The 22,727-nt window shown below is 42.5% G+C and carries 16 protein-coding genes; 5 read left to right on the plus strand and 11 right to left on the minus strand.

Going from position 1 to position 22,727, the window contains the following annotated elements; translation table 11 throughout:
• Positions 1–171: 171 nt before the first annotated feature.
• The 4 genes from V7K21_RS11355 to V7K21_RS11370 form a co-directional block, all read right to left on the minus strand.
• Positions 172–2,172 (minus strand): ABC transporter ATP-binding/substrate-binding protein, encoded by a 2,001-nt coding sequence (locus tag V7K21_RS11355; protein ID WP_335174225.1) that lies wholly within the window; start codon positions 2,170–2,172, stop codon positions 172–174.
• A gap of 257 nt (positions 2,173–2,429) precedes the next feature.
• Positions 2,430–3,269 (minus strand): nitrate ABC transporter permease, encoded by an 840-nt coding sequence (gene ntrB, locus V7K21_RS11360; RefSeq protein WP_335174227.1) that lies wholly within the window; start codon positions 3,267–3,269, stop codon positions 2,430–2,432.
• 70 nt (positions 3,270–3,339) lie between these two features.
• A complete protein-coding gene (locus V7K21_RS11365) occupies positions 3,340–4,722 on the minus strand; it encodes a CmpA/NrtA family ABC transporter substrate-binding protein (RefSeq protein WP_335174229.1) in 1,383 nt (460 codons plus the stop codon).
• Between the two features lie 1,016 nt (positions 4,723–5,738).
• Entirely contained in the window at positions 5,739–7,988 is a 2,250-nt protein-coding gene (locus tag V7K21_RS11370; protein ID WP_335174231.1) for a glycoside hydrolase family 65 protein, read from the minus strand.
• A 1,059-nt stretch (positions 7,989–9,047) separates the two neighbouring features.
• Between V7K21_RS11370 and V7K21_RS11375 the strand changes: the two genes are divergently transcribed.
• A complete protein-coding gene (locus tag V7K21_RS11375; RefSeq protein WP_335174233.1) occupies positions 9,048–11,750 on the plus strand; it encodes an ATP-binding protein in 2,703 nt (900 codons plus the stop codon).
• Here V7K21_RS11375 and V7K21_RS11380 read toward each other — a convergent pair.
• Positions 11,747–11,884 (minus strand): hypothetical protein, encoded by a 138-nt coding sequence (locus V7K21_RS11380; protein ID WP_335174235.1) that lies wholly within the window; start codon positions 11,882–11,884, stop codon positions 11,747–11,749. The two genes, V7K21_RS11375 and V7K21_RS11380, sit on opposite strands and share 4 nt — an antisense overlap.
• 142 nt (positions 11,885–12,026) lie before the next feature.
• Positions 12,027–12,173 carry a hypothetical protein gene (locus V7K21_RS11385; protein ID WP_335174237.1) on the minus strand — a complete coding sequence of 49 codons (147 nt, stop codon included), beginning with the start codon at positions 12,171–12,173 and terminating at the stop codon, positions 12,027–12,029.
• 148 nt (positions 12,174–12,321) lie between these two features.
• Between V7K21_RS11385 and V7K21_RS11390 the strand changes: the two genes are divergently transcribed.
• The 3 genes from V7K21_RS11390 to V7K21_RS11400 all read left to right on the plus strand — a co-directional run bounded on the left by V7K21_RS11390 (position 12,322) and on the right by V7K21_RS11400 (position 15,325).
• The gene (locus V7K21_RS11390; protein ID WP_335174238.1) at positions 12,322–13,158 is read left to right on the plus strand and encodes an alpha/beta fold hydrolase; all 837 of its coding nucleotides are present in this window, start codon (positions 12,322–12,324) and stop codon (positions 13,156–13,158) included.
• A gap of 8 nt (positions 13,159–13,166) precedes the next feature.
• Entirely contained in the window at positions 13,167–13,400 is a 234-nt protein-coding gene (locus V7K21_RS11395) for a hypothetical protein (protein ID WP_335174240.1), read from the plus strand.
• 206 nt (positions 13,401–13,606) lie between these two features.
• The gene (locus V7K21_RS11400; protein ID WP_335174242.1) at positions 13,607–15,325 is read left to right on the plus strand and encodes a serine/threonine-protein kinase; all 1,719 of its coding nucleotides are present in this window, start codon (positions 13,607–13,609) and stop codon (positions 15,323–15,325) included.
• Between the two features lie 233 nt (positions 15,326–15,558).
• On the opposite strand, the gene V7K21_RS11410 is transcribed toward V7K21_RS11400, so the two are convergent.
• The 5 genes from V7K21_RS11410 to V7K21_RS11430 all read right to left on the minus strand — a co-directional run bounded on the left by V7K21_RS11410 (position 15,559) and on the right by V7K21_RS11430 (position 21,084).
• The gene (locus tag V7K21_RS11410) at positions 15,559–16,347 is read right to left on the minus strand and encodes an ABC transporter permease (protein ID WP_335174244.1); all 789 of its coding nucleotides are present in this window, start codon (positions 16,345–16,347) and stop codon (positions 15,559–15,561) included.
• Between the two features lie 46 nt (positions 16,348–16,393).
• The gene (locus V7K21_RS11415; protein ID WP_334964239.1) at positions 16,394–17,374 is read right to left on the minus strand and encodes an ABC transporter ATP-binding protein; all 981 of its coding nucleotides are present in this window, start codon (positions 17,372–17,374) and stop codon (positions 16,394–16,396) included.
• Positions 17,375–17,971: 597 nt separating this feature from the next.
• Positions 17,972–19,618: an ABC1 kinase family protein gene (locus V7K21_RS11420; RefSeq protein WP_335174247.1), complete on the minus strand. Its 1,647-nt coding sequence runs from the start codon at positions 19,616–19,618 to the stop codon at positions 17,972–17,974.
• Between the two features lie 92 nt (positions 19,619–19,710).
• Positions 19,711–19,941 carry a membrane protein insertion efficiency factor YidD gene (gene yidD / locus V7K21_RS11425; protein WP_335174249.1) on the minus strand — a complete coding sequence of 77 codons (231 nt, stop codon included), beginning with the start codon at positions 19,939–19,941 and terminating at the stop codon, positions 19,711–19,713.
• A gap of 78 nt (positions 19,942–20,019) precedes the next feature.
• On the minus strand, positions 20,020–21,084 hold the full coding sequence (locus tag V7K21_RS11430) for a mannose-1-phosphate guanylyltransferase (protein WP_335174251.1): 1,065 nt from the start codon (positions 21,082–21,084) through the stop codon (positions 20,020–20,022).
• 115 nt (positions 21,085–21,199) lie between these two features.
• Between V7K21_RS11430 and V7K21_RS11435 the strand changes: the two genes are divergently transcribed.
• Positions 21,200–22,711: an LCP family protein gene (locus V7K21_RS11435; protein ID WP_335174253.1), complete on the plus strand. Its 1,512-nt coding sequence runs from the start codon at positions 21,200–21,202 to the stop codon at positions 22,709–22,711.
• The last annotated feature ends 16 nt before the right edge of the window (positions 22,712–22,727 follow it).

A 22,727-nucleotide genomic window follows, 5' to 3' on the forward strand; every position in this document is an offset into this window, starting at 1 on the left:
AATGGAGTTCAAAGGCTCATTAATGGAGTTCAAAGGCTCATTAATGGAGTTCAAAGGCTCATTAATGGAGTTCAAAGGCTCATTAATGGAGTTCAGAGGCTCATTAATGGAGTTCAAAAACTCGCGCCTGATGTCCTACTTCTTCCACTCCCTCTTTCTCTCACGATTTTTTTATGAAGCGAGTCTTCTTCTAGGTGCATCAAGAACAACTTCCGCGACTGAAAAATCACGTTTAATTTTCAAACTGTTGAGATAAGCGATTGGATCATCGGCGTTAAAGGGAGTACCATCGAACAGTTTGATGGGTTGGCGAATGTAGCTAATATCTAAACCTAATTCCCGTGCAGCGGTACTGAAGATACGAACTTGGCATACCCTTTCCACAACTTCTACCCAATTTCTGGGAAACGGAGTGTCACCCCAACGCGCCAATTGACTCATAATCCAAATTTGTTCGGTGCGGCTGGGGCGGTTGATGGCAGACTCAGAATAAAACTGGTGATGGGCATAGTCCCGCAACGGATGGTCTAAGTCACAGGTAAGACTATCTGGATCTTCGAGTTGAATGTATTCTAAATCAGTGCTGACGTACTCTCGCCCTGCTAAAATTTGGCGAATCCTTTGGGAATTATCGGGATTTGCACAATACTGGCAAGCTTCTAACAAAGCTTTGGTTAAGGCGATATGCGTATTTGGATAATTTTCTGCCCAATTTTCCCGCACACCAAGAACTTTACCAGGGTGTCCCAGCCAAACTTCTAAGTCGGTAGCGATGGTAAAGCCAACACCTTCCACAGCCGCGCGGTAGTTCCAAGGTTCGCCGACGCAGTAACCATCAATGCTTCCAGCTTTTAAGTCGGCTACCATCTGCGCTGGGGGAATGGTCTTCATATCTACATCGCCATCGGGGTCGATTCCTCCAGCCGCTAGCCAGTAACGCAGCAGCAAGTTGTGCATAGATGCGGGATGTACTACCCCCATTGTATGCCTTTGTTCGCGGGTGAGAATCAGGTGATTTCTGAAATCTGATAAGGTTTGCACGCCTTGGTCGTAAAAACGTTTTGCTAAGGTAATAGCGTTACCGTTGCGAGTCATGGTGAGGGCAGTGACAACGGGCAGAGGTTGGTTATTATGTCCTCCCAGTGTTAACCATATCGGCATTCCCGAAGGCATTTGAGCCGCATCTAAGTAACCGCCAGTCATGCCATCAACGATGCCGCGCCAGCTACTTTCCCGCACGAGGTTGACTTCATCTAAACCATGCTTGGTAAAGAAACCTTTCTCTTTGGCAACAGCCAACGGGGCGCAAGCAGTCAGTGGCAAAAAGCCAATTTCTAGATTAACTTTTTCCAATCCATGACGAGCGATATCCGCAGTTTTCCGCGCCCGAATTTTCTTGATGCGTTTCTGCTGATTGAGGAAGTAAATCATTTCACTCCGCAAGCTGTAATAGCTGGGATGTTCTACAACTTCCATCCGTTTGCGGGGTCTAGGAATATCCACTTCCAAAATCTCCGCAATTTTGGATTCGGGGCCATTGGTTAGCATGACAATTCGGTCAGACAACAGCACCGCTTCGTCAATATCATGAGTAACCATCACAGCAGTGACTTGATTTTCTTCGCAGATTTGCATGAGTTGTTCTTGCAAATTACCGCGTGTGAGTGCATCCAATGCACCGAAGGGTTCATCTAATAGTAACAACTTGGGGCGAATTGCTAAAGCGCGGGCGATCGCAACTCCTTGTTTTTGTCCCCCAGATAACATTCCCGGCTGTTTATCAGCATGGGGACGCAAACCCACCATATCTATATGTTTTTCAGTAATCGCTTGGCGTTCATAGGCTGGCAACCCTTTGATTACTGAATCTACCGCCAGGGCAATATTTTCTCTAACTGTCCGCCAAGGTAGTAGCGAATAATTTTGGAACACTACCATCCTGTCTGGGCCTGGTTTGATGATTTTTTGTCCTTCTAAAGTCACAAGACCTTCAGTGGGCAAATCCAAACCTGCAATCATATTTAATAAAGTGGATTTGCCGCAACCGGAGTGACCAATTAAAGAAATGAATTCTCCTTTTTTAATTTGAAGGTCGATTCCTTTAAGGGCAATATATTTGCCACCACCAGTTAATTCAAAAACTTTTTCAATTTGATCAACAGCTACAAACATAATTTATTTATCCTTTGTCCTTTGTCTTTCGTCATTAGTTATTGGTACGTAGTCTTTATTTTCTATTTTCTTACAAATAAATAAAGACCAACGACTCAATAATTACTAATTCGTAATATTCGCCTCCGGCGAGAAGCAAGCTACGTAATTCAAGGTACAAGCCCCTGACTTTAATATGGAGATAAATAAATTTATTTTTCAATTAGGTTGCTAATTTCAGCCGTGGGGTAATAATTACGAATTATGCTGACTAATGACTATTTCTGTTCTGCTGGTAAAATCTTGTTTTGAAGCCAACCCATCATTTTATCTAGGATTAAACCGACAACGCCAATATAAATTAGAGCCAATATCACTTCGCTGACGTTGTTATTTTGATAGGCATCCCAGATAAAAAAGCCAATTCCGACGATACCGGACATAACAATTTCGGCGGCAATAATCGCTAACCAAGCTAAACCGATCGCAATTCTCAAGCCGGTGAAAATGTAAGGTAAAGCGGCAGGAATCAGAATATTAATAAAATATTCTTTGCGACTAAGTTGCAGGACTTTGGCAACGTTGTTGTAATCTTGGGGAATTTGGGTAACGCCGACGGCAGTATTAAGTAAGATTGGCCAAATTGCGGTGATGAATATTACGAATAAAGCGGCTGGTTCGTTTTGTCGCAAGGCTGCTAGAGAAATGGGAACCCAAGCCAAGGGTGGTACAGTCCGCAGTAGTTGAAAGATGGGGTCTAAAGCTTTGGACATAGTTTTATTCACCCCAATCAAAATGCCCAAGCCAATACCAACGATCACTGCTAGGGTATAGCTGATAGCAACTCGTTGTAAACTAGCCCAAATCTGCCAAAACAGACCTTTATCTATGCCACCTCTGTCATAAAAGGGCCAGAAAATTAGTACCCAGGTATCTTGAATAACCTGTATTGGGCCTGGTAATGTCGCACCGGGAGTAAAAGCGAACAGTTGCCAGATGATCAGGAAGATGAGGATCGCGATCGTTGGCGGTACAATGTCAGGAAATTGCTTTTGCAGACGAGATATAAAGCTGTTATTAAATCTAGGGGTTACAGGGCGTTTTTGGGCTATTGTCATGATGCTTTATTCTCTTGATTATTTGTCATTGGTCATTTGGCTTGTACAGATACGATTAATCGCGTCTCTACTAAACACTAACTTTTTTGATTTTGAGACTTTTCAAATATTCTTCTGGCTTTTCAGGATTAAATTTGATGCCATCAAAAAATTCTTCTACACCGCGAGATGTATTTGTTGGAATATCAGCAGCGGCAATACCAGTTTCTTGAGCAGCTGCTTTCCAAATATCTTCACGGTTGACTTGATTGATTAGTTCTTTAGCTTTTACAGCATTATTCGTGATGTAATCTTGTAGTAAAAATCCCCAACGGACATTCTCGACTATAAACCATAGATCATGACTTTTATAGGGATAAGAAACATTACCTTTCTCATCTTTCCAGTAATAAGCTGCCATTGATTTATCATCAATTTTACGTCCATCTCCCATGTCATATTTGCCTTGATATGGAGTTGCAAGAATTTCGGCTGAGGGAAGATTAAAATAATTTCGTCCAGCCAGAATTTGCGCTGCTTCTTTGCGGTTATCAAAATTATCCAACCACTGCTGTGCTTCCATGATGCCCTTGAGTATCGCTTTCGTTGCCTTGGGATTTTTGTCAACCCAGTCGGCTCTCATGGCAAGGTATTCTTCAGGATGATTCTTCCAAATCTCTGCGGTTAATGCTGCTAGGTAGCCAATTTTCTCTTCAACAAGACGATATGGCCAAGGGTCGCCTGTACTGAAGGCATCCATTGTTCCTGTTTTAATGTTGGCGACAGTTTGAGCCGCAGGTACTGTAAGCAGCTTGACATCTGCATCAGGATCTATGCCGCCTGCGGCTAACCAGTAGCGAATCCATAAATCTTGGTTGACATGAGGGAAAGTAAATGCAGCAGTGAAAGGTGTTGAGGATTTGAGTTGCGTTAACAGAGATTTAGCACTAGCAAGCTGCAAACTGATACCTTTACCTTGGTGCTTATTGGCGATCGCAATTCCGTTACCATGTGTAATTAACTGACACAGCACATACATCGGAATTTTTTTATTGCCTTTGGTAATTAAACCTTCTGTAATTAAATGCGGCATTGGCATTTGCCATTGACCGCCATCAATACCACCCCCCGCAGAACTAATTTCTACATTGTCCCGTGCTGAACCCCAAGAAGCTTGCTTAGAAAGATCAACATCAGTCATACCATACTTAGCAAAAAAGCCTTTTTCTTTAGCAATAATTAAAGGAGCAGCTTCTACAATTGGAATATATCCCAGCTTGACTTTCGTAGTTTCTGGTTTTTGTCCAGGGCTAATATTAGCAACTGTCTGAGCAGTTGGGACAACTTGAGAGTTCTTACCAGTAAGGTTGTCAGGAGGATTTCCTAAACAGCCTTTCAAGAACATAGCACCCGCAGATACTCCGGCAGTTAAGATTAATTTGCGGCGGGAAATTTGATTAAAAAATTCTGTCATCAAGTCTCCTTACAAATGAATTTTATTCTTTATAGCTATGACAAAGATAAATAAATTTATCTTGCATTATCAATAGATATATCAAGCTATGATAGTCGTGCCAATTCAACCTTTCTTTGAAGAAAAGGCAATATCAACTATCTTTAATAAACCTAATGACTTATATTAATTGATTGAAGTCTACCGAGGAGGTAACTTTCCCTTGTTCAAATTAGTTTACTTGCTTTTAAAACAAAATAGTTAACTCCGAAAGGGAAATTATTAAATAAATATTAGATTGCAGGTATAAATAAAAGTTTATGTATCGCAGCCAACTATTTAAATAAGTACTATTAAATAGCAATAAATCTATAGTTCATATAATCTTTTATTTATGATTACATCTCTAAGCAAGAAACAATAACACTAAAAGTAAAATACGAAGTTTCGCCTTTGACTTCTATAAATATTGCTAAGGATTCAGGTGTAGCCCTTTCAAGGTGACTCGAAAAATCTCTTTTTTTCTCTCTGCGCCCTCCGCGTCTCTGTGGTTTAAAAGTCTTTTATTTAACCACAGAGGCACAGAAAATACATCAATGTAATTCATAATTTCTTATAGCATGTTAGCTCTGAACTCTCAACGCTCTGTTTTCGACCACTGATTTAATGAGTGGAGCGTGCTTGCTCTGTACAGTAGACCTTTTGCAAAAATCCTTGAATCACCCCTCCCCAACCCTCCCCTTTACAAGGGGAGGGAGCAAGATTTCAAGTTTCCCCCCTTTATAAGGGGGTCTATTCGACTTATGCAAGAGGTCTAGTGTCTAAAATTTATGAATTATGAATTCATGATTATCTGGTCAAAGGCGAGCTATTGAGTAACGCCTTTTTTAGTCAATACAGCGGTTTTCAATTCAAAACCGCTGTATCGTTGGCAATTAGACGGACAACCTCACAAGAATCAACTTTTAAACTGTCGCTTTTACTAATGAAACTCTTAGCTATCGCTTAAAACTCCATCCAAGTCGAAGATAACCCCATTAAATTTCTGAGCGTGTATCTGCCAAGGTGGGAACTTTGACTTCTGTTTCGGCTTGTAAGTCGAAGTCATACCACTCGTTACGCCATTGCAGGCGAAACTTCAAACGCGTCCAGTTAGGTGGTAGGTTGGGACAAGCAACGGGGCCAAATTGAGTCATCCGAATCCCGCCAAACCCGAAAACTACCGCTTGCCATACTCCTCCAGCACTGGCGGCGTGAATTCCTTCGCCTGCGTTACGCCTTACATCCTCCAAGTCTACCAAGGCCGATCGCAGAAAGTGCATATAGGCTTCGGTTGGTTGATTGAGGTCGCAAGCTAAGATGGCGTGAATGGCTGGGCCTAGTGAAGAACCATAGCTGTGGTCGGTGCGCTGGGTGTAATAATCCCAGTTGGTGGTAAGGGTGTTATGGTCGTAGCGATCGCGCAGTAAGTACAGAAGCATCAATACATCTGGCTGCTTGAGAATCTGCTTTTGGTTTGTGGCTTCAATTCCCAACAAACCTTGCAGAGATTTGCTGCGCGGTTCGTAATCAGCGAAGTTAATGTCTTCTAACTGGAAAAAGCCCTCAAACTGCTCAATTAAACCTGTTTGGGCATCTTCATTGATAAATAGACGTTCTTGAATTTCCACCCATCGGTGCAGACGCTCTATGGTTAAGTTGAGTTTTTGCCCCAGTTGGACTGAAGTTTCAGGGTAAGCTTGTTTGAGCCAGTCCCACAGCGCCAAAGCTGACTGCAAATGCCACTGAACCATGAGATTGGTGAAGGCATTATTATCGACGCGATCATGATTTTCATCAGGGCCAATCACATCTAGGATGTCATAGCTGTGGCGCTCTTGGTTCCACTGCACCCGACTTTCCCAGAAAACAGCCGTATCGAGGATAATTTCCGCGCCATAATCCCGCATCCAATCATCATCGTTGGTAGTCTGCCAGTAGTGTAAAACTGCATAGGCGACATCAGCAGTGATATGCACTTCAATGTCACCGCACCAGATGCGGATTAATTCACCGTTGGGAGTTGGTACCCAGCGAGGAGTCACTTCATCTCCAGTGGTAGCACTTTCCCAAGCAAACATCGCCCCTTGATAACCTGCTTCTTGAGCTTTGCGTCTAGCTCCTGGTAAGGTGTGGTAACGGTAGGTGAGTAAGTTACGCGCTAGGGCTGGTTGAGTTAAAGTAAGGAACGGCAGGATGAAAATTTCCGTATCCCAAAAGATGTGTCCGCTATAGGCAAAACCAGAGAGGGTTTTCGGAGGGATGCTCACCCGGTTATCGTGACGCGGTGTAACAGCTAGTAATTGGAAGAGATTGTAACGGACGCTTAACTGAGCCAAGCGATCGCCTTCTATAATAATGTCACTGTCTTGCCACACTTGATCCCATGCAGCAATGTGAGCTGCCAACAGGGTAGTATATCTGGGTTCATCAGCGAGTCTTTCTAAGGCGGCTGCGATCGGGACTTCTGTTTCCCGTGAAGTAAACAGGGTGACAATCTTTTCGACAGTCGCCGTTTTTCCTGGGTATAACTCAAAGATGGTTGTCAAAGTGGGAGAACTAGAAGCATTTTTGATGCCCACGGGTGTAGTTTCCTCACCATCTACCACTAACTTAGCAGCCATCCCAAGTTCAATACCTGAGTAGAGGGTTTGACTATTTAGCCAGATAATCTGATCTATGCCACCTTGGTTTAAGGTTCGCCAATGTTTAACGCCTTGGGTATCTGGTTCGCTGTCAAATCCTGCTTCGACGGTAATTTCACCCTCAAAGTCTACGGATGTAATTTGAGCGCGAATCGCCAAAACGTGTTGATCTGCTAAACTGGCGAAACGCTCGAAGTGAAAATCGAGGGTATGACCACTAGGACTACGCCACCGCAGATCACGGCTAACTAAACCTAAACGCAGATCAAGCCGACGTTCGTAGTTGAGAATTTCACCACTGTCCATGCTGAAGCGTTCGCCAGCTAGTTTCACTACCAATGGCAGCCAGTTGGGACAGTTCACAAGTTCGGTATGAGCAATTGTCACATCATCATAAACACCGTGGATGAGTGTAGCTGGTAAATCCTGGGAATACCCTTCCTCAAACGTACCCCGTACTCCTAAGAACCCATTACTAAGGGTGAAGACGGTTTCTTTGTGGTGCAACTGCGTCTGGTCAAACTTCGTTTCAATAACGTTCCAGTCAGTAGTGTCAATCAGTTGCTGATTTTGTTGAGAATTGTGAGTGGATACGTTGAGCATGAGTAATAAAACCTATGTCTTGAGGCTTGCTGTGCGTAGGATGCAGTACAATTAGGAGTAATCTTTTAGTGATTAACTCCTTTTCTCTAATGCCTAGACTTGAATGTTGCCTAAGCACAGAAAAAATACGTTAACAATAACAGTAACGTTTCAATTTTCATCTGTCTAGAGTTATATTTACTTAATAACGTAAGTTAGAACTAATAAATTTAAACCAGAAACGAATTGATCGGGTTTTTGATCGATTTCTTTCATATTCATCAGCTTTAGAATATAATTTATCGCACTGACAAACAGGCAGTATAATCTGAAATTATTTTTGTTTTTTATTTTTAATTGAAATTAGCAAGAAGGGATCAAATTCAATCCAGTTTATATCAAACCTAGAGCATCAATTCAGTAATCAAAAACCTAACCCCTCAGCCCCCAACGCATGTAGGGAAGGGTCAGCTTAACTCTCATTGGTGTCAAATTAACGTAAAAGCCTCTCTAGATAAGTCCTTCAGAGATTGCCTCGTTCCCGGTTTCCGACTGGGAATGCCTAATGGGAGGCTCTGCCTCAAGACTTGCGGCAGAGCCGCAATGAAAGAGCATTTCCAGCCTCTGGCTGGAAACGAGATTTTAAAGGGGTTTTTGCTTAAGTTGACACACATGCTAGACTCCCCTCTCCTACAAAAAGAGGGGTAGGAGGAGAGGTTCTTCCAGGATTACTGAATCATGGTGTTCTAACTGATGAGGCTTTTCCTCGTTCCCATACTCTGCATGGGAATGCATTCATCAAGGCTTTGCCTCAATATTTAACTGCTGAAATTATTATCTCATCTCTACTTTAAGAGTTTTGGTTTTGATTCATGCTCCCCAACGCTACAAGGGTTAGGGTTGGGGGTTAGATTTGAGAGAAAGTTGCACACGGGGTAATGTTTTGTTCTTTTACCATAAGTGGTATATTGGCACTTGACCCGACGAAGTACAAACTATGCATAAGCCCACACGAGTGCCAAGTCGAGGTGTTGTACTCAGTACTACAGAACAGTCAGCGGGAACAGGGGAAGTGGGCAGATGAACAAAAATTTTGGAAAAAATAGTGTTTTTTCCCTATTTAAAGGCGTACCCCTAAGTCGCATCCTGGTAGCGTTGTTTCTGCTGCAAATCTTGCTAGCTGTGGGATTAACTGCATACTTGTCAATTAATAATGGGCAAAAGGCAGTCAATGAGGTAGCCAGCGAATTGCGTCATCAAGTCGCCAATCGAGTAGAGCAGAGTTTACAGACTTATCTCTCAACCCCGCGTCAAATACTAAGCAGTAATCAAAATGTCATTGACATCGGGTTGCTGAAGATGGAAAATCTTGCAACCTGGGAGTCATACTTAATAAAGCAATTAGAGATTTTTTCTGATGCAATCGCCTTAACGGCAAGCAATGAACAGCAAGAACACTTAGCAATCCAAAAGCTCAACGATCGCCAATTTTTGCTAAGACTTGCCGATAAGTCAACTGCATACGACCTCTACACTTACAGAATTGACCGTCAAGGTCAACGTACCCAACTACCAGAGGTGATCAAAAACTATGATGCGCGATCGCGTCTTGATTATCAAGCAGCAGTTACCGGCAAAAAATTCAGCTTTAGTCGGATTTTTACACCCCTCACCGAACCAACGCTTCTAATTAGTGCATCTCAACCTATATATAGCTCCCAAGGTCAATTACTTGGAGTCAACAGCACTTTAACTCACATATCACAGATTGGGGATTTGCTGCAAAATCTTAAAGTTGGCAAATCTGGGCAAGTTTTTATTATCGAGCGATCGGGGCTATTAGTAGCAAGTTCCACAACCGAAGAACCATTCCGCGTCCAAAATGGTAAACCCATTCGGTTAGCAGCTTCCCAGAGCGGGAATTCTTTTACTCAAGCAAGCGCTAAATATTTAGCAACTAAATTTAGTAACTTTGACCAGATTCAAAGTTTACAGCAGCTGGATTTCTTCTTTGACGGCAAACGACAATTTTTAGAAGTTAGACCGTTACAGGGCGAACCAAATGTCAATTGGTTGATTATAGTGGCTGTCCCAGAAGCAGACTTTACCGGACAAATTGATCGCAACACTCAAACCACAATTTTTCTCTGTTTGGGAGGATTGGGACTAGCTACTTTACTGGGTATTATCACCGCCCGGTGGATAACTCAGCCAATTCTCAACTTCAGCAGGGCAACAAAAGATTTAGCCGATTTTAGCAATAGCGAAGACTCAGTGGTGATAGTACAGGGCATTAAAGAACTAGAGCTGCTAGGTGAATCTTTCAATGAGACGATGCAGCAATTACGCAAAACCTTTAGTGTATTGTCTACCAAAAATGAAGAGTTAGAATTGCAAGTTAAGCAGCAAACTCAAGAATTAAAGCAAGAGATCCAAGAACGGATTAACACTCAGCGAAGATTAGGCCAGCATAATCAAGCACTAGCAGAACTGGCAAATCACAGGGCGATTTCAGAAGGAAATCTAGAAACAGCATTCAAAATCATCACCCAAAAAGCAGCAAATGCCTTAGAAGTAGAACAAGTGGGTGTGTGGTTATTCAATGGCGATGCCTACGGCGGGCTGCGCCAACCCACCAAATTACAATGTATAAGTCTCTATGAACGTCGCAACCAGACACATTCGGCAGGTTTAGAACGCAACCTTGCAGATTATCCCATCTACTTTAAAGCCTTGGCATCTGCCCGTACCATCGCCGTTACAGACACTCGCACCGATTTACGAGTACAAGAATTATCGGATGAATTACTAAAACCAAAGAATATTATATCCCTAATTGACACCTCTATTTGGGTTGGGGGCGAAGTAGTAGGAACAGTATTGTATGAGCAGATTGAGACTCCCCGGACATGGGACTTGAGTGAGCAAAACTTCGTTAGTTCAATCGCGGAATTTGTCGCCCTGACTTTAGAAGTATGCGATCGCAAACGGGCAGAATCCGCTCTGAATGAGGCTAAAGAAGCTGCCGAAGTAGCAAATCGTGCCAAAAGTACCTTTTTAGGAAACATCAGCCATCAACTGAGGACTCCCTTAAGCTCCATTCTTGGGATCACAGAGGCACTTCAAGATCAAGTGTACGGTCTTGTAAGTCAAGAACAGCGCCAGTATCTAAATATGCTTGAATCCAGCGGTAAGAATCTACTAGAATTGATTAACCAAATTCTTGACCTTACCGACATCGAATCTAGCAAGATAGAACTACAACTAGCTACTACTTCGATTCAGGGATTATGTGACTCTAGTCTCAGTTTTGTCAAACATCTAGCCTTTCAAAAAAATATTCAACTGAGTGTACAAGTCCCTGAAGAACTCGAACCTATCCAAGTTGATGAACGCCGCATTCGCCAAGTATTTATCAACCTGTTGACTAACGCTATCAAGTTTACCAAAGAAGGAGGCAAAGTTTGGATTGAAGTCCAACCAAATTCCACAAATGAATATATCTTTTTCAGCGTAGTAGATACGGGTATTGGTATGCTTTCCGATGACCTTTTCAAATTATTTCAACCTTTTGTGCAAGTTGAAAATTCCTTTACCCACCGATCAGTCGGCACTGGTTTAGGATTAGTAATGGTACAAAAAATTGTCGAGTTGCACGGTGGGACTGTCCATGCTGAAAGTCAGTTAGGGAAAGGTAGTCGATTTACAGTCAAACTCCCTTGGAAAAAGGTTGGGGCATTCCCAGTCGGGGACTGGGAACGAGACAACCGCTATAATCTTTAAGCTATGTGACGATAAGTAGTAAACGGTAATCCAGTGCGCTGCTTTACATCAATCAATGATTTATACTCACCTCGTTGTTGCCTTTCTGCAACAATTTGTTCTGCGATCGCCAATAAGTATAAGTCTCTTTTCATCTATTTAAAACACAATCTCCTGTAGAGTAGCACAGCTAGTTGTGCTACCCTACCATATACTTTAATTACCTGAAAATTATTATAGGTGGGCATTAAAGAACAATCTTGTGCCTTTAATCGTGTACTTTAAATACACAAGAGACTATGCAGTTTTAGTGTTATTACTGGCTGGTTCCTTTGGAGTCGCCCTCAAGGGTGTTATCTTGATTTTGCGGGTGCGTTTGCTTTTGCGAATACCCCCTGCTATTTCATATTCACTGCTGTCTGTACCGTAGGTAAATGCAACCAAAGCTTAGAAAAAACGGGCGAAAAAGTAGGTGAAGTGTTATGGGATAAGACTGGTAAGTCTCTCGTCACGTTCAAAAAACAGTCTCCCCATCTGCTTTGGCAGTACTATATAAACGCCAAACTATCTCTTCACTAGTGAATGTGCAATCATGCCTATACGTCAAACTTTATCAAAGCCTGATATCCAACTTTCTTATTTAGAGTGGAACCAAGGTCAAGAACCTTTACTGCTGTTACACGGTTTAGGCGACCATGCTCTAGTTTGGTCTAGTCTAGGAGATTACTTAGCAGCAGACTACCACATAGTTGCACCAGATATGCGCGGACATGGCCAAAGTAGTAAGCCTGTGAAAGATTATAGTTTTGAAAGTGCGATCGCAGACCTCGAAGCACTCATGGATCATCTTGGATGGACTTTTGCCCATGTTGTAAGTCATTCGTGGACAGGCAAATTAGCCGCCATCTGGGCAAGGCAAAACCCAAAGCGTTTGCGGAGTATAATTCTGGTCGATCCAATTTTCATCTGGAAAATGCCCAGCCTTCTCAAGATAACTTTTCCCATGTTGTATCGTTTCTTGCCTTTTCTCAAAAGCATGGGCCCCTTTGCCAGTCATCAAGAAGCCGAACAACAAGCACGCCAATTAAAGCAATATCAAGGATGGAGTTCCTTACAGCAGCAAGTTTTCCAAGCAGGAATAGAACAAAAACCTGATGGTAATTGGGGCAGCAAATTTACCATAGCCGCCCGCGACGGTATTTTTGAAGCAGTAATACAAGTACCTGGTTTTACAATTCCTCTTGACACCCCTGCCATCTTCGTCCAACCAGAACAAGGACTGAACCGCCAAGATTGGCAAATTAAACCCTACAAAACCTATCTTAAAAACTTACGCATCTGCCAAATTCCCGGCAATCATTGGCCGTTTTTGACACAACCAGAGGCATTTAACCAAACTGTAGCAGCTTTCTTGGCAGAACACAAATAGAAAATCTCATGATTATTTGGACGGGATTATCATCCGGCAATAGAAGAATTAATAGGAGCGATGTCAATACGGTTCAGTTAAAGCCAAAAACCAAAACCAGTGTAGGTTGGGGAGCCATTGCGCCTTTGCGGTTTCCCGATTTGTATCCTTACGAAAATCTTGCTAGCAAGAGCGTCTCCCCTTATCACTTTGAGAGAGGCTACTGCCGTAGGATGCCCGTTCGCCGTAAGGCGTCCCGTTAGGGAAGGGCTGTAGGGAGAAGCAAGTGGGTTTGAGAAACGAAACCCAACATTTTTTGTGGTTTGTTGGGTTTAACTTTCCTACGGGACGCTATTGGCGAACGTTCAACCCAACCTACAAATATCCTTAACCCAAGCGTATTGGGAGCGATGTCTAGCGACAAACCCTTTTGCGTCTACGTTCCCCTTCAAGTACGGATAAGCCAGTCATGAGTCTTTGTATCAATCCCGTTTGCCTTAAACCAAATCACCCGAATAATCATCAAAACCGCTTTTGTCAAAGTTGTGGTTCTCATTTGGAATTGCTAGGACGTTATCGGGTGACATGCCTGTTGAGCGACAAAACAGGGTTTAGTAAAGTTTATGAGGCATACGAACAAGATACCCCCAAAATCCTTAAGATACTTAAAAATGATGTATCATACGATGCCAAAGCAGTAGAACTATTTCAGCAAGAGGTAACTGTACTGGGACACCTCAAGCATCCCGGTATTCCCAAGGAGGATAGTTACTTCCAGTATCAAACCCGAAATGGTTTAGTACTGCATTGCATTGCAATGGAAAAAATCGAAGGCTACAACTTAGAACAGTGGCTACAGCAGAATTACCCTATTTCACAGGAACAAGCTATAGCCTGGTTAAAACAATTGCTAGAAATTTTGGATTTAGTACATGCTAAACAGTACCTGCATCGAGATATTAAGCCATTTAATATCATGATTCGCTCTCCCCTTGGGAAGGGTTGGGGGAATTTAGTACTGATTGATTTTGGCACCGCCACTGAAATTGGCAGAACTAACTCAGACAAACTCAGCAATGGCGACGGGATGACAGCACTGATGTCATCTGGCTACAGCGCCCCAGAACAAATGAATCGTCAAGCAGTACCGCAATCAGATTTCTTTGCCTTGGGACGCACCTTTGTCTTTTTGCTGACGGGACATCATCCCTTAGATATGTATGACGTCCAGCACAATTTATTGCACTGGCAAAATCATGCCATCCATATCTCACCTTTACTATTAAATTTAATTGATTGGCTAACAGCACCGGATATAAAAAAGCGTCCTGCCAATACTCAGCAAATTTTACAGCGCCTAGAAGAAATTGAAACCGAACTAACAGAAACTACTCCTGAAAACATTAATTTAGTAGAAGATTGTAACGTCGAGCAATTGCTACCACCAATTACTCAAACTTCATTGACTCCACATAAACAGCCAGGAGAAGTACCACTACTGGCATTTTTTACAGTCCTGTTAGTGATATTAGGATTACTTAGCATAGTGGCTTTAGCAACACGGACATCAAAATTTACTGGGATGCAAAATTACGAACAATCTCCCGAAAAAAAAGGTAAAATTGATTATTTTCCTTATCAAGAAGGTAGGGACAGTCAGGGGAAGGTAGCCGAATTTAATATAGCTGTTTTATCACTAGAATATAAATGGCTTTTAGGTAGCAATTTTCAAATTAAATATAATGATGAAATTATTAGTTTAGACCTTTTAAAGTTGAACCTAGAACAAGAAGGTATCCAGAATATAATGCAAGACCCTACCGAGATTATCTCTGTAGGCACAGTTTCTTGTAAGGCAGATATAGCAGTTCAAGAACGTATGGCTTTAGAACGTTCCAAACAAATACAATTTTTAGTGAAAAATTTATTTATTAATACACCAAGGGTCAAAGGTTATCGAATATTAAATTTGGGGCAATTTCAACGGAGTGATTGTCAGGAAAATCAAGATTTAACCAAATATCAGAGAAGTATTATAATTATTGGAGTCAAAAAAAAATCAGCAGGTTTAATTCTGGATGAAGCATTACGGGATAGGTTACAAAAGAAGCCTTTTGCTGATTTTCAGTTAGAAGATTATTCTTTGGGGTCAGTAGAAAAGTTCAAGACGATACCGAGTAATTTATAACATCTCTAGCAAAGTGCAATAGGTATTGCAAATTCTTTGCGCCGATAAGCAATTGAGCCAGTTAGAAACTGTCATGGCTTTTTTTGCTACCTTCGTATTAGACGGCGCTTTCGGGACTGATAAAAAATAAATTATCCAAAATTATTTGTACATTTGTAGGGGAGCTTGTCCTTGCGCCCCTACAATGGGATGTTTTTTTAACTGGAAGTCCCTTATACCATATTATGAATTGTTCATGCTCCCATTCCAGAATACCGCTTCAAACCCGCACGCCACAGAAAGCGATTCATACCCAAAAACACTAATATCCAACCCACCATTGACCAGAATCCTCGCCCTATATCTACGGGTAGCCCTACCAAAAGACTCGCAGGAAAATCAATCAAATAAGGAAAAGGCGTAAACATAACTATTTTTTGCACAGGTTCTGGAAAGACTTTTAAAGGTGCTATCAAACCAGATAAAAATAGATAAAACAACAACCAAAAATTTTCTAAAGCGCTAGCCCGTTCTGTCCAAAAGGCTAACATAGCAAAGGTATACTGAATCGTAAACCGCAAAGCAAAAGTTAGTACCGCCGCCAATGTAAATAGCAAAAATCTACTCAAACCTGGTAACCAAAAAGCTTGGGGATAAAGAATAAAAAATAATGCCACTAATAGAAAAGTAAACATTAGTCGAGTAAATCTTTCAGAAATATGCCCCGCAACATGATGCCATACTGGATCGAGTGGTTGTAGCAACTTGGGCGAAAGCTTGCCTTGCACTATCTCTGTTTCAAACTCCCAAATTACCCAAACAGCGGTGAGTTGCCTAACAATGAAAACCGTAATGAAGTAACGGCCAAAATCCACAGGTGATAGCCCAAACTGTCCGCCTTGCGCCGCTTGTATCCAGATACCCATAAGGATAATCGGCAAAGAACCAGACAAAACCCAAAAGATTAATTCTGCTCGATACTCAACCGAATATGCGTAGTATACTAACAGTAAAGTTAGAGCTTTTCTAATAATCTTTTTCATTTGTGGTGCATTCTCCTCTTAGCAACTTTATTCCTCGCAGCACTTACTACACGACACCTGCCTGAAAAACTCGTCCAATCACTTCTTCCACGGGCGGTTCGGTAACTGTTAAATCAATTACCTCCAAATCTGCCAAAATCTGAGAAACAGTGCGGGTGAGCGCCTCTCTCGACACCATAAAACGCACTGCTCGCCCTTCTAAGAGTTGCACATCACCATAGGTCATAAGTTTTTCTATCGGTAGAGGTTGGGCTAACTCTATATGGACTTCTCGGTACGGGGCAAAACGTTCCAGCAGTCCATCTAAACTACCGTCATACATCAGCTTCCCCTGATGAATCAACAGCACCCGTTGACACAAAGCTGTGATGTCAGCCATGTAATGACTTGTCAACAGCACTGTAGCCTGATAAAGCTGATTGTACTCGCGCAAGAACTCGCGCACTGCTGCTTGAGCATTTACATCCAATCCCAACGTTGGTTCATCTAGGAACAATACGTGGGGACGGTGCAAAAGTGCTGCTAGCAATTCTGCTTTCATTCGCTCACCCAAAGATAGCTTCCGTACTGGTTGGGTAAGTTTGCCTTCTAAGGAAAGCATTTCTGTTAATTCTCCCACCCGCCGCTGGAACTCTTTATCAGAGATGTTATATACAGCGGCGTTAATTTTTAAAGAATCCAGCGCTGGCAAGTCCCAAATTAGCTGCTGCTTTTGCCCCATTACCAAGGTGATTTTTTGCAAAAATGCTTCTTTACGATGAAACGGAATTTGTCCAGCTACTGAGATTGTACCGCTAGAGGGATGAATCAGCCCCGTGAGCATTTTCAATGTGGTGGTTTTACCAGCACCATTTGGGCCCAAAAACCCCACCACTTCACCAGGAGCAATTTCAAAGGAAACATCCTGAACTGCTTTAATTGAGCGGTAGGTACGGCGAAAAAGGTGGGTGATTGTACCTTTAATACCTGGACTTTTTACTGCCACTGGATAAGATTTACTCAGATTTTCAGCAATGATGATTGACATATTTTTTATATTAGAACCACAGATGTATACAGAGAAAAGTCTAAACGGCAGCTTCCACCAATCAGAACTTCGGGGTAAACACACATAAATCATTAGTGTTTAGCAGTGTTCACAGGAGAAGTGAGGGGAACCGTTCACAGGGTGATCAAAAAAGTGGCCGATAGAAAATCACACGGAAACAGTATGAAAACCAGTCTATATTTTATTTTTTCGGGATAATTTTGAGTAGGCAAAAGTCATATACTGGGATGTTAATTGTCTTTTAGGCATTAAGGAAAGCGATTATCTCATACCAGAAATCACCTCTAAGCCTTGCTAAAAATAGCTTTAGACATTTAGGCAAATGTTTTACCCCCCGTGAACGGTTACGAGTTAGGAGTAATTCAATTTTAGATTTTAGATTTTTCTTTCAATCCAAAATCCAAAATCTAAAATTGGCACAGTCGTAAGCAAAATAGGTTTTATACCTGGCTTTATAGTCTAGGCTCTGTACCTCATTCAGTTACAAACTGCTGTATGTATCTGTGTTTTCAAATAGTAAAGCAAGAATTTTTGCCAGTGAGAGCGATCATAATTTTCTAGCACAACATATAGGTTTTACCGTAAACGTCCCGATCGCAATGTACTGATAATTAACCACAAACCCAATAAACTAGCGACTGCAAACAGGATGGTGCTTAAAAAAGATAGCTGAGTTGTCTGCGCTCTGGTGGAAATAATTGCCGCACCCATGATCAGCGAACCCACTAAAATACTAAAAGATAGCCGATTAGCGGCATCGTCCATAGTGCGCCGCACGCCATCTAACCCCCGCAGCGATAGATTCCACTGTAAGGTTTCTGAGGTAACTCGGTCTAATAACAGTTCGATTTGGCGAGGAGATTGGAGAGACAGACTTTTAATATCTAAGGCTGTCCGTAATAGCGATCGCACTGGATTATCACCCAGTAATTGCCGACGAAACAAGTCTGTAATTAATGGTTTAACTTCATCAAAAAAGTTAAGCTCCGGGTTGAATGTCCGCGCCACACCCTCTAAATTCGCTAGGGTTTTGGCATACAAACCCATATTACTAGGCAACCTAATTTTATTGTTGCGGGCAACTTGCAAAACTTCATAAATTATCTGACTGAAGTTTATTTGCGTGAGGCTGACGTTGTGATACTTTCGCAACATGCGATCGTAATCATTTTCTAACCGCGACAAAATTACTGGTTGAGCAGAATCTGATAGCTGCAAAGTTAACTGAGCGCACCTTTGAGCATCTAAATCAACGATCGCTAACAACATTTCTGTTAATATCTGCTGTGTGCGGGGATCAAGTCTTCCCACCATGCCACAGTCTAAGAGGGCAACACGACCATCTTTGAGATAAAACAAGTTTCCTGGATGAGGATCAGCGTGAAAAAAGCCATCAATATATAGTTGCTGAAAAAATACCCGAAATAACAAAGTAGTTATTTCTTTACGCTTCACATCTGGGTCTTTACCATTATTGTTGTTCTCCAAATCCGCTTCTAGGAACGGCACCCCATCCAGCCATTCCATCACCAGTAATTTTTCTGTGGTCAATTCCCAATTAATTTCCGCAACCACTATTTGCGTAGGATCGTACCAGCGACTTTTAGATAAATTGCGCCGCAGTTGGTCTGTAAAACCCGCTTCCCGTGTAAAATCTAACTCGGCTTCTAATGCTTTGGTGAATTCTTCGGCGATGGATTTTATTTCATAGGTTTGCCCAAACTCAGTCCGCGCCACTAAATCGGCAATACCTTGAATTAAAGCAATATCTTGGGCAATAGTCAGATCAATTCCCGGACGTTGCACTTTCAGAGCAACTTCTCGACCGTCTATTAATGTAGCTCGATGTGTCTGGGCAATTGATCCCGCCGCTACTGGGATCGGGTTAACTGTGCTGAAGGTTTCTGCTAGTGAAAGTTTTAATTCTTTACGGAGGATTATTTCTATCTCTGACCAAGGAACTGGCGGTACTTCATCTTGTAAAGTTGATAGTTCCTCAATGTAGGAGGCATTCAGTAAATCTGGACGCGTAGACATTAGCTGGCCAAGTTTAACGTAAACTGGCCCCAAGTCTACCAAGATATTTTTTAAAACCGCAGGTGTCGGAAGCTGGGGTTCATCAGCTTTGCCACCAGTAAGTAACCTTCGCATATAGTCCCAGCCATTGCGAAGGAATACTTCCAGAATTTCTCGTTGTCGGGGAACAGTTTGGGTGAGGAACATTTTTGTAAAGAACTGCAAAAAAGCAGAAAAGTTTAAAGAGCTAAAGCAGGGGATGACAATACAACGGAAGTTGGCTGTAGCTTTGGTACTTGTTAAAGTTTTGCTAGCTGCGGCACTTGGAATCTTTTTATGGATGATTCTACGGCTTGGTGGAGCTTCTGTTCGTTCAGAAGAGTTTTGACGTAAGTAGAGCAGGAATCCCCGCCGTGTAATAAGCGATGGGAGCAACTAAATCCTTTGGACGGAGAAATATATTTTTGATAGGCAGTAATAGACTCGATTGCCATTGTCTTGGCGAGAGGCTCAAAGCTAATAATGTCCATAATTGTCAGATAGAATAACAGACTGTCAAGTTATAATGGAAAAATCAACTTTTTCGCCTCTGCCAAGGGTTTTAACTTTTATAGCAGGTCGGTAAATCGGGAATCGCTTTGGAGAATTTTTAGGATCTGCTTGATTTCCTGGGTACGTTCTTTTTTGACAACGAGGGTGACATTGCGATCGCGCACAATCACCACGTCCTCTAACCCAATAGTAACAACTACATCCTCTGGATTGGAGGCATAAATAATCGCCCCCTGCGTATCCAGTCCTACATGTGTACCGAGTTCTACATTGGGAGTCTCCTCTGTTTTGAGTAAGCGCTCGATCGCATTCCAATCTCCTAAATCATCCCAACCAAAATCAACTGGCAAAACGTATGCTAGAGTTGTCTTTTCCATTAACGCATAGTCTATACTCTTCTTAGGCAACTGGGGATAGATATCAGGACCATGTTGTTCTAAAGGTTCGATAATTTCTGGTGCATGGGTATGTAGTTCTTTGAGAACAACCCCTGCCCGAAAAACGAACATTCCACTATTCCAGCTAAAGCGTCCCGTAGATAAAAAAGTCTCGGCTGTTTCACGGTTGGGCTTTTCAGTAAAACGGTTGACGTGATAAGCTGGCAACTCATTAAAGCTACCTATTTTTTCACCTTGTTCAATGTAGCCGTAACCAGTTGATGGAAAAGTAGGCTTGATCCCCAGTGTAACGATCGCTGCTGTGCTTGCTGCCAGTTGCGTAGCCGCGCTTAATGTGTGTGCAAACGCCTCTTGATCGGCAATCCAGTGGTCAGCAGGGAAAAAGCCAATAACAGCGTCTTCTCCATAGCGTTGTTTGATTTCTAAACTTGTCCAAGCAACGGCAGCGGCAGTGTCTCTTCCTTCCGACTCAATCAGTAAGTTTTCAACTGGTAGATCAGGTAATTGTTGACGTACACCTTCAGCTATCTGATTAGAAGTTATTACCCACAAAAAATCCCACCCGCCACCGAGTTCAATCAATCGATCGGCGGTTGCTTGTAATAGACTTCTAGAGCTACCATCAAGACTTAAAAATTGCTTGGGTCGGTCTTTGCGACTCAGGGGCCAAAAACGTTCACCTTTACCACCAGCAAGGATTACGGGGAACAATAAAGTATTCATGTTGTCATACACGCCTACCGAAGAACATTACAAGTTTACAGTGAGCTTTTCCACTGGCAATATTTGTAGCTTGGATTAACATACTTTTAGGGAGTGGTTGAGTGGGGAGATAATTGTGATAAAACAAGTCGAATGGTCGGAAAATCCGCTTGGATCTCAGCAAGTAGCATTTGAAAATGAAATGCGATCGCAGCAACTTCAACGCCCGGAAAATCAGGTAACGCCTGCACCAGTAGCAGACGCACAGGAGTTAGAACTAAACCAGCCAGCGAATCCGAACCGTAGCGTCGTCGAATCAGTGGGTGCAATTCCCAATCAGCTTTATGAGAGACTGGGCTTGACCATGCCTCGATGGCTGTTGTGGATCATGACGGTGGTCATCGGCATCATCTTATCTGGGTTACTGGTATCAACGTTGGCCCTTTGGACTCCGTTGTGGAGCAATCTAGATCGAACAGATGAAGATTTAGGAACTGCTGCTAAAGACGAGATAAAGATACCATTACCAGGAGAGTTATGGAGTAAACTCTCCCAGTACCAGCTTTCACGACCGATGAATATTTTAATTATGGGGATTGAACCAGTCAACGGTACTGTTGATGGTTCACCAGAAAGCTTTGCTGGGAAAAGCGACACCATGCTGCTGGTACGGCTTAACCCTAGTGAAAAATCTGTACGGGTGCTTTCGATTCCCAGAGATACGATGATCGCCATCCCAGAAAAGGGAGAAAAGGGATTAACTAAGGTATCTGATGCCAATGCCAAAGGCGGCCCAGTCTTGGCAGCGCGGGTAGTTAGCCGTACCTTAAATAATGCCCCAATTGATCGTTACATCCGCATTTCTACCAGCGGCTTACGGCAGTTAGTCGATCAGTTAGGCGGAGTAGAAGTCTTTGTTCCCAAATCAATGGAATATAAAGACTCCAGCAGTCGGCTGTCGATTAATTTAGTCAGTGGCTGGCAAACCATCAACGGCGAACAAGCAGAACAGTTTGCCCGGTTCCGCGACCCAGGTTTGGGAGATTTGCCGAGAGTGCAGCGTCAGCAAGCACTAATAGCAGCCCTGCTGCAACGCCTCAATAGTCCCACCGTCTTACCCAGGTTGCCTCAATTAACTCGCTTGATGCGAAAATATTTTGATACCAACCTGAAGATGGAAGAAATGATGGCGTTGGTGAACTTCGGACTCAACTTGGATCGGGATAATTTCCAAATGACCGTGTTGCCTGGTACGTTTAGCCGTTTTAGCAAAGACCCTGATAGCTATTGGCTGAACATGACTGGACAACAGAGCCTGTTGAATGATTATGTTGGGGTAAATGTACCTGGTCTAAAGCCAGATATGCGCCGGATCCCTAACCTCAAAATTGCTATTCAAAATGCTTCCAATCAACCTCAGCTAACTGAAAAAGTTATTGCTTATCTCAAACAAAAAGGCTTTACTAATATTTACAAAGTGCCTGATTGGCCAGATATCCAACGTCAAACTCAGATTGTTGTCCAAAAAGGCAACCGACAAGTTGGAGTTGATTTGCAAAAAGTCTTAGGCTTGGGTCAAATCGAAGTGTCGGCGATTGGTGATTTAGAATCTGATCTCACAATCCGTATTGGTAAAGATTGGAAATAAGTTACTAGAGGCGCAC

The organism is Nostoc sp. (genome assembly GCF_036919595.1).
In the GTDB taxonomy this organism is placed as follows: Bacteria; Cyanobacteriota; Cyanobacteriia; order Cyanobacteriales; family Nostocaceae; genus Nostoc.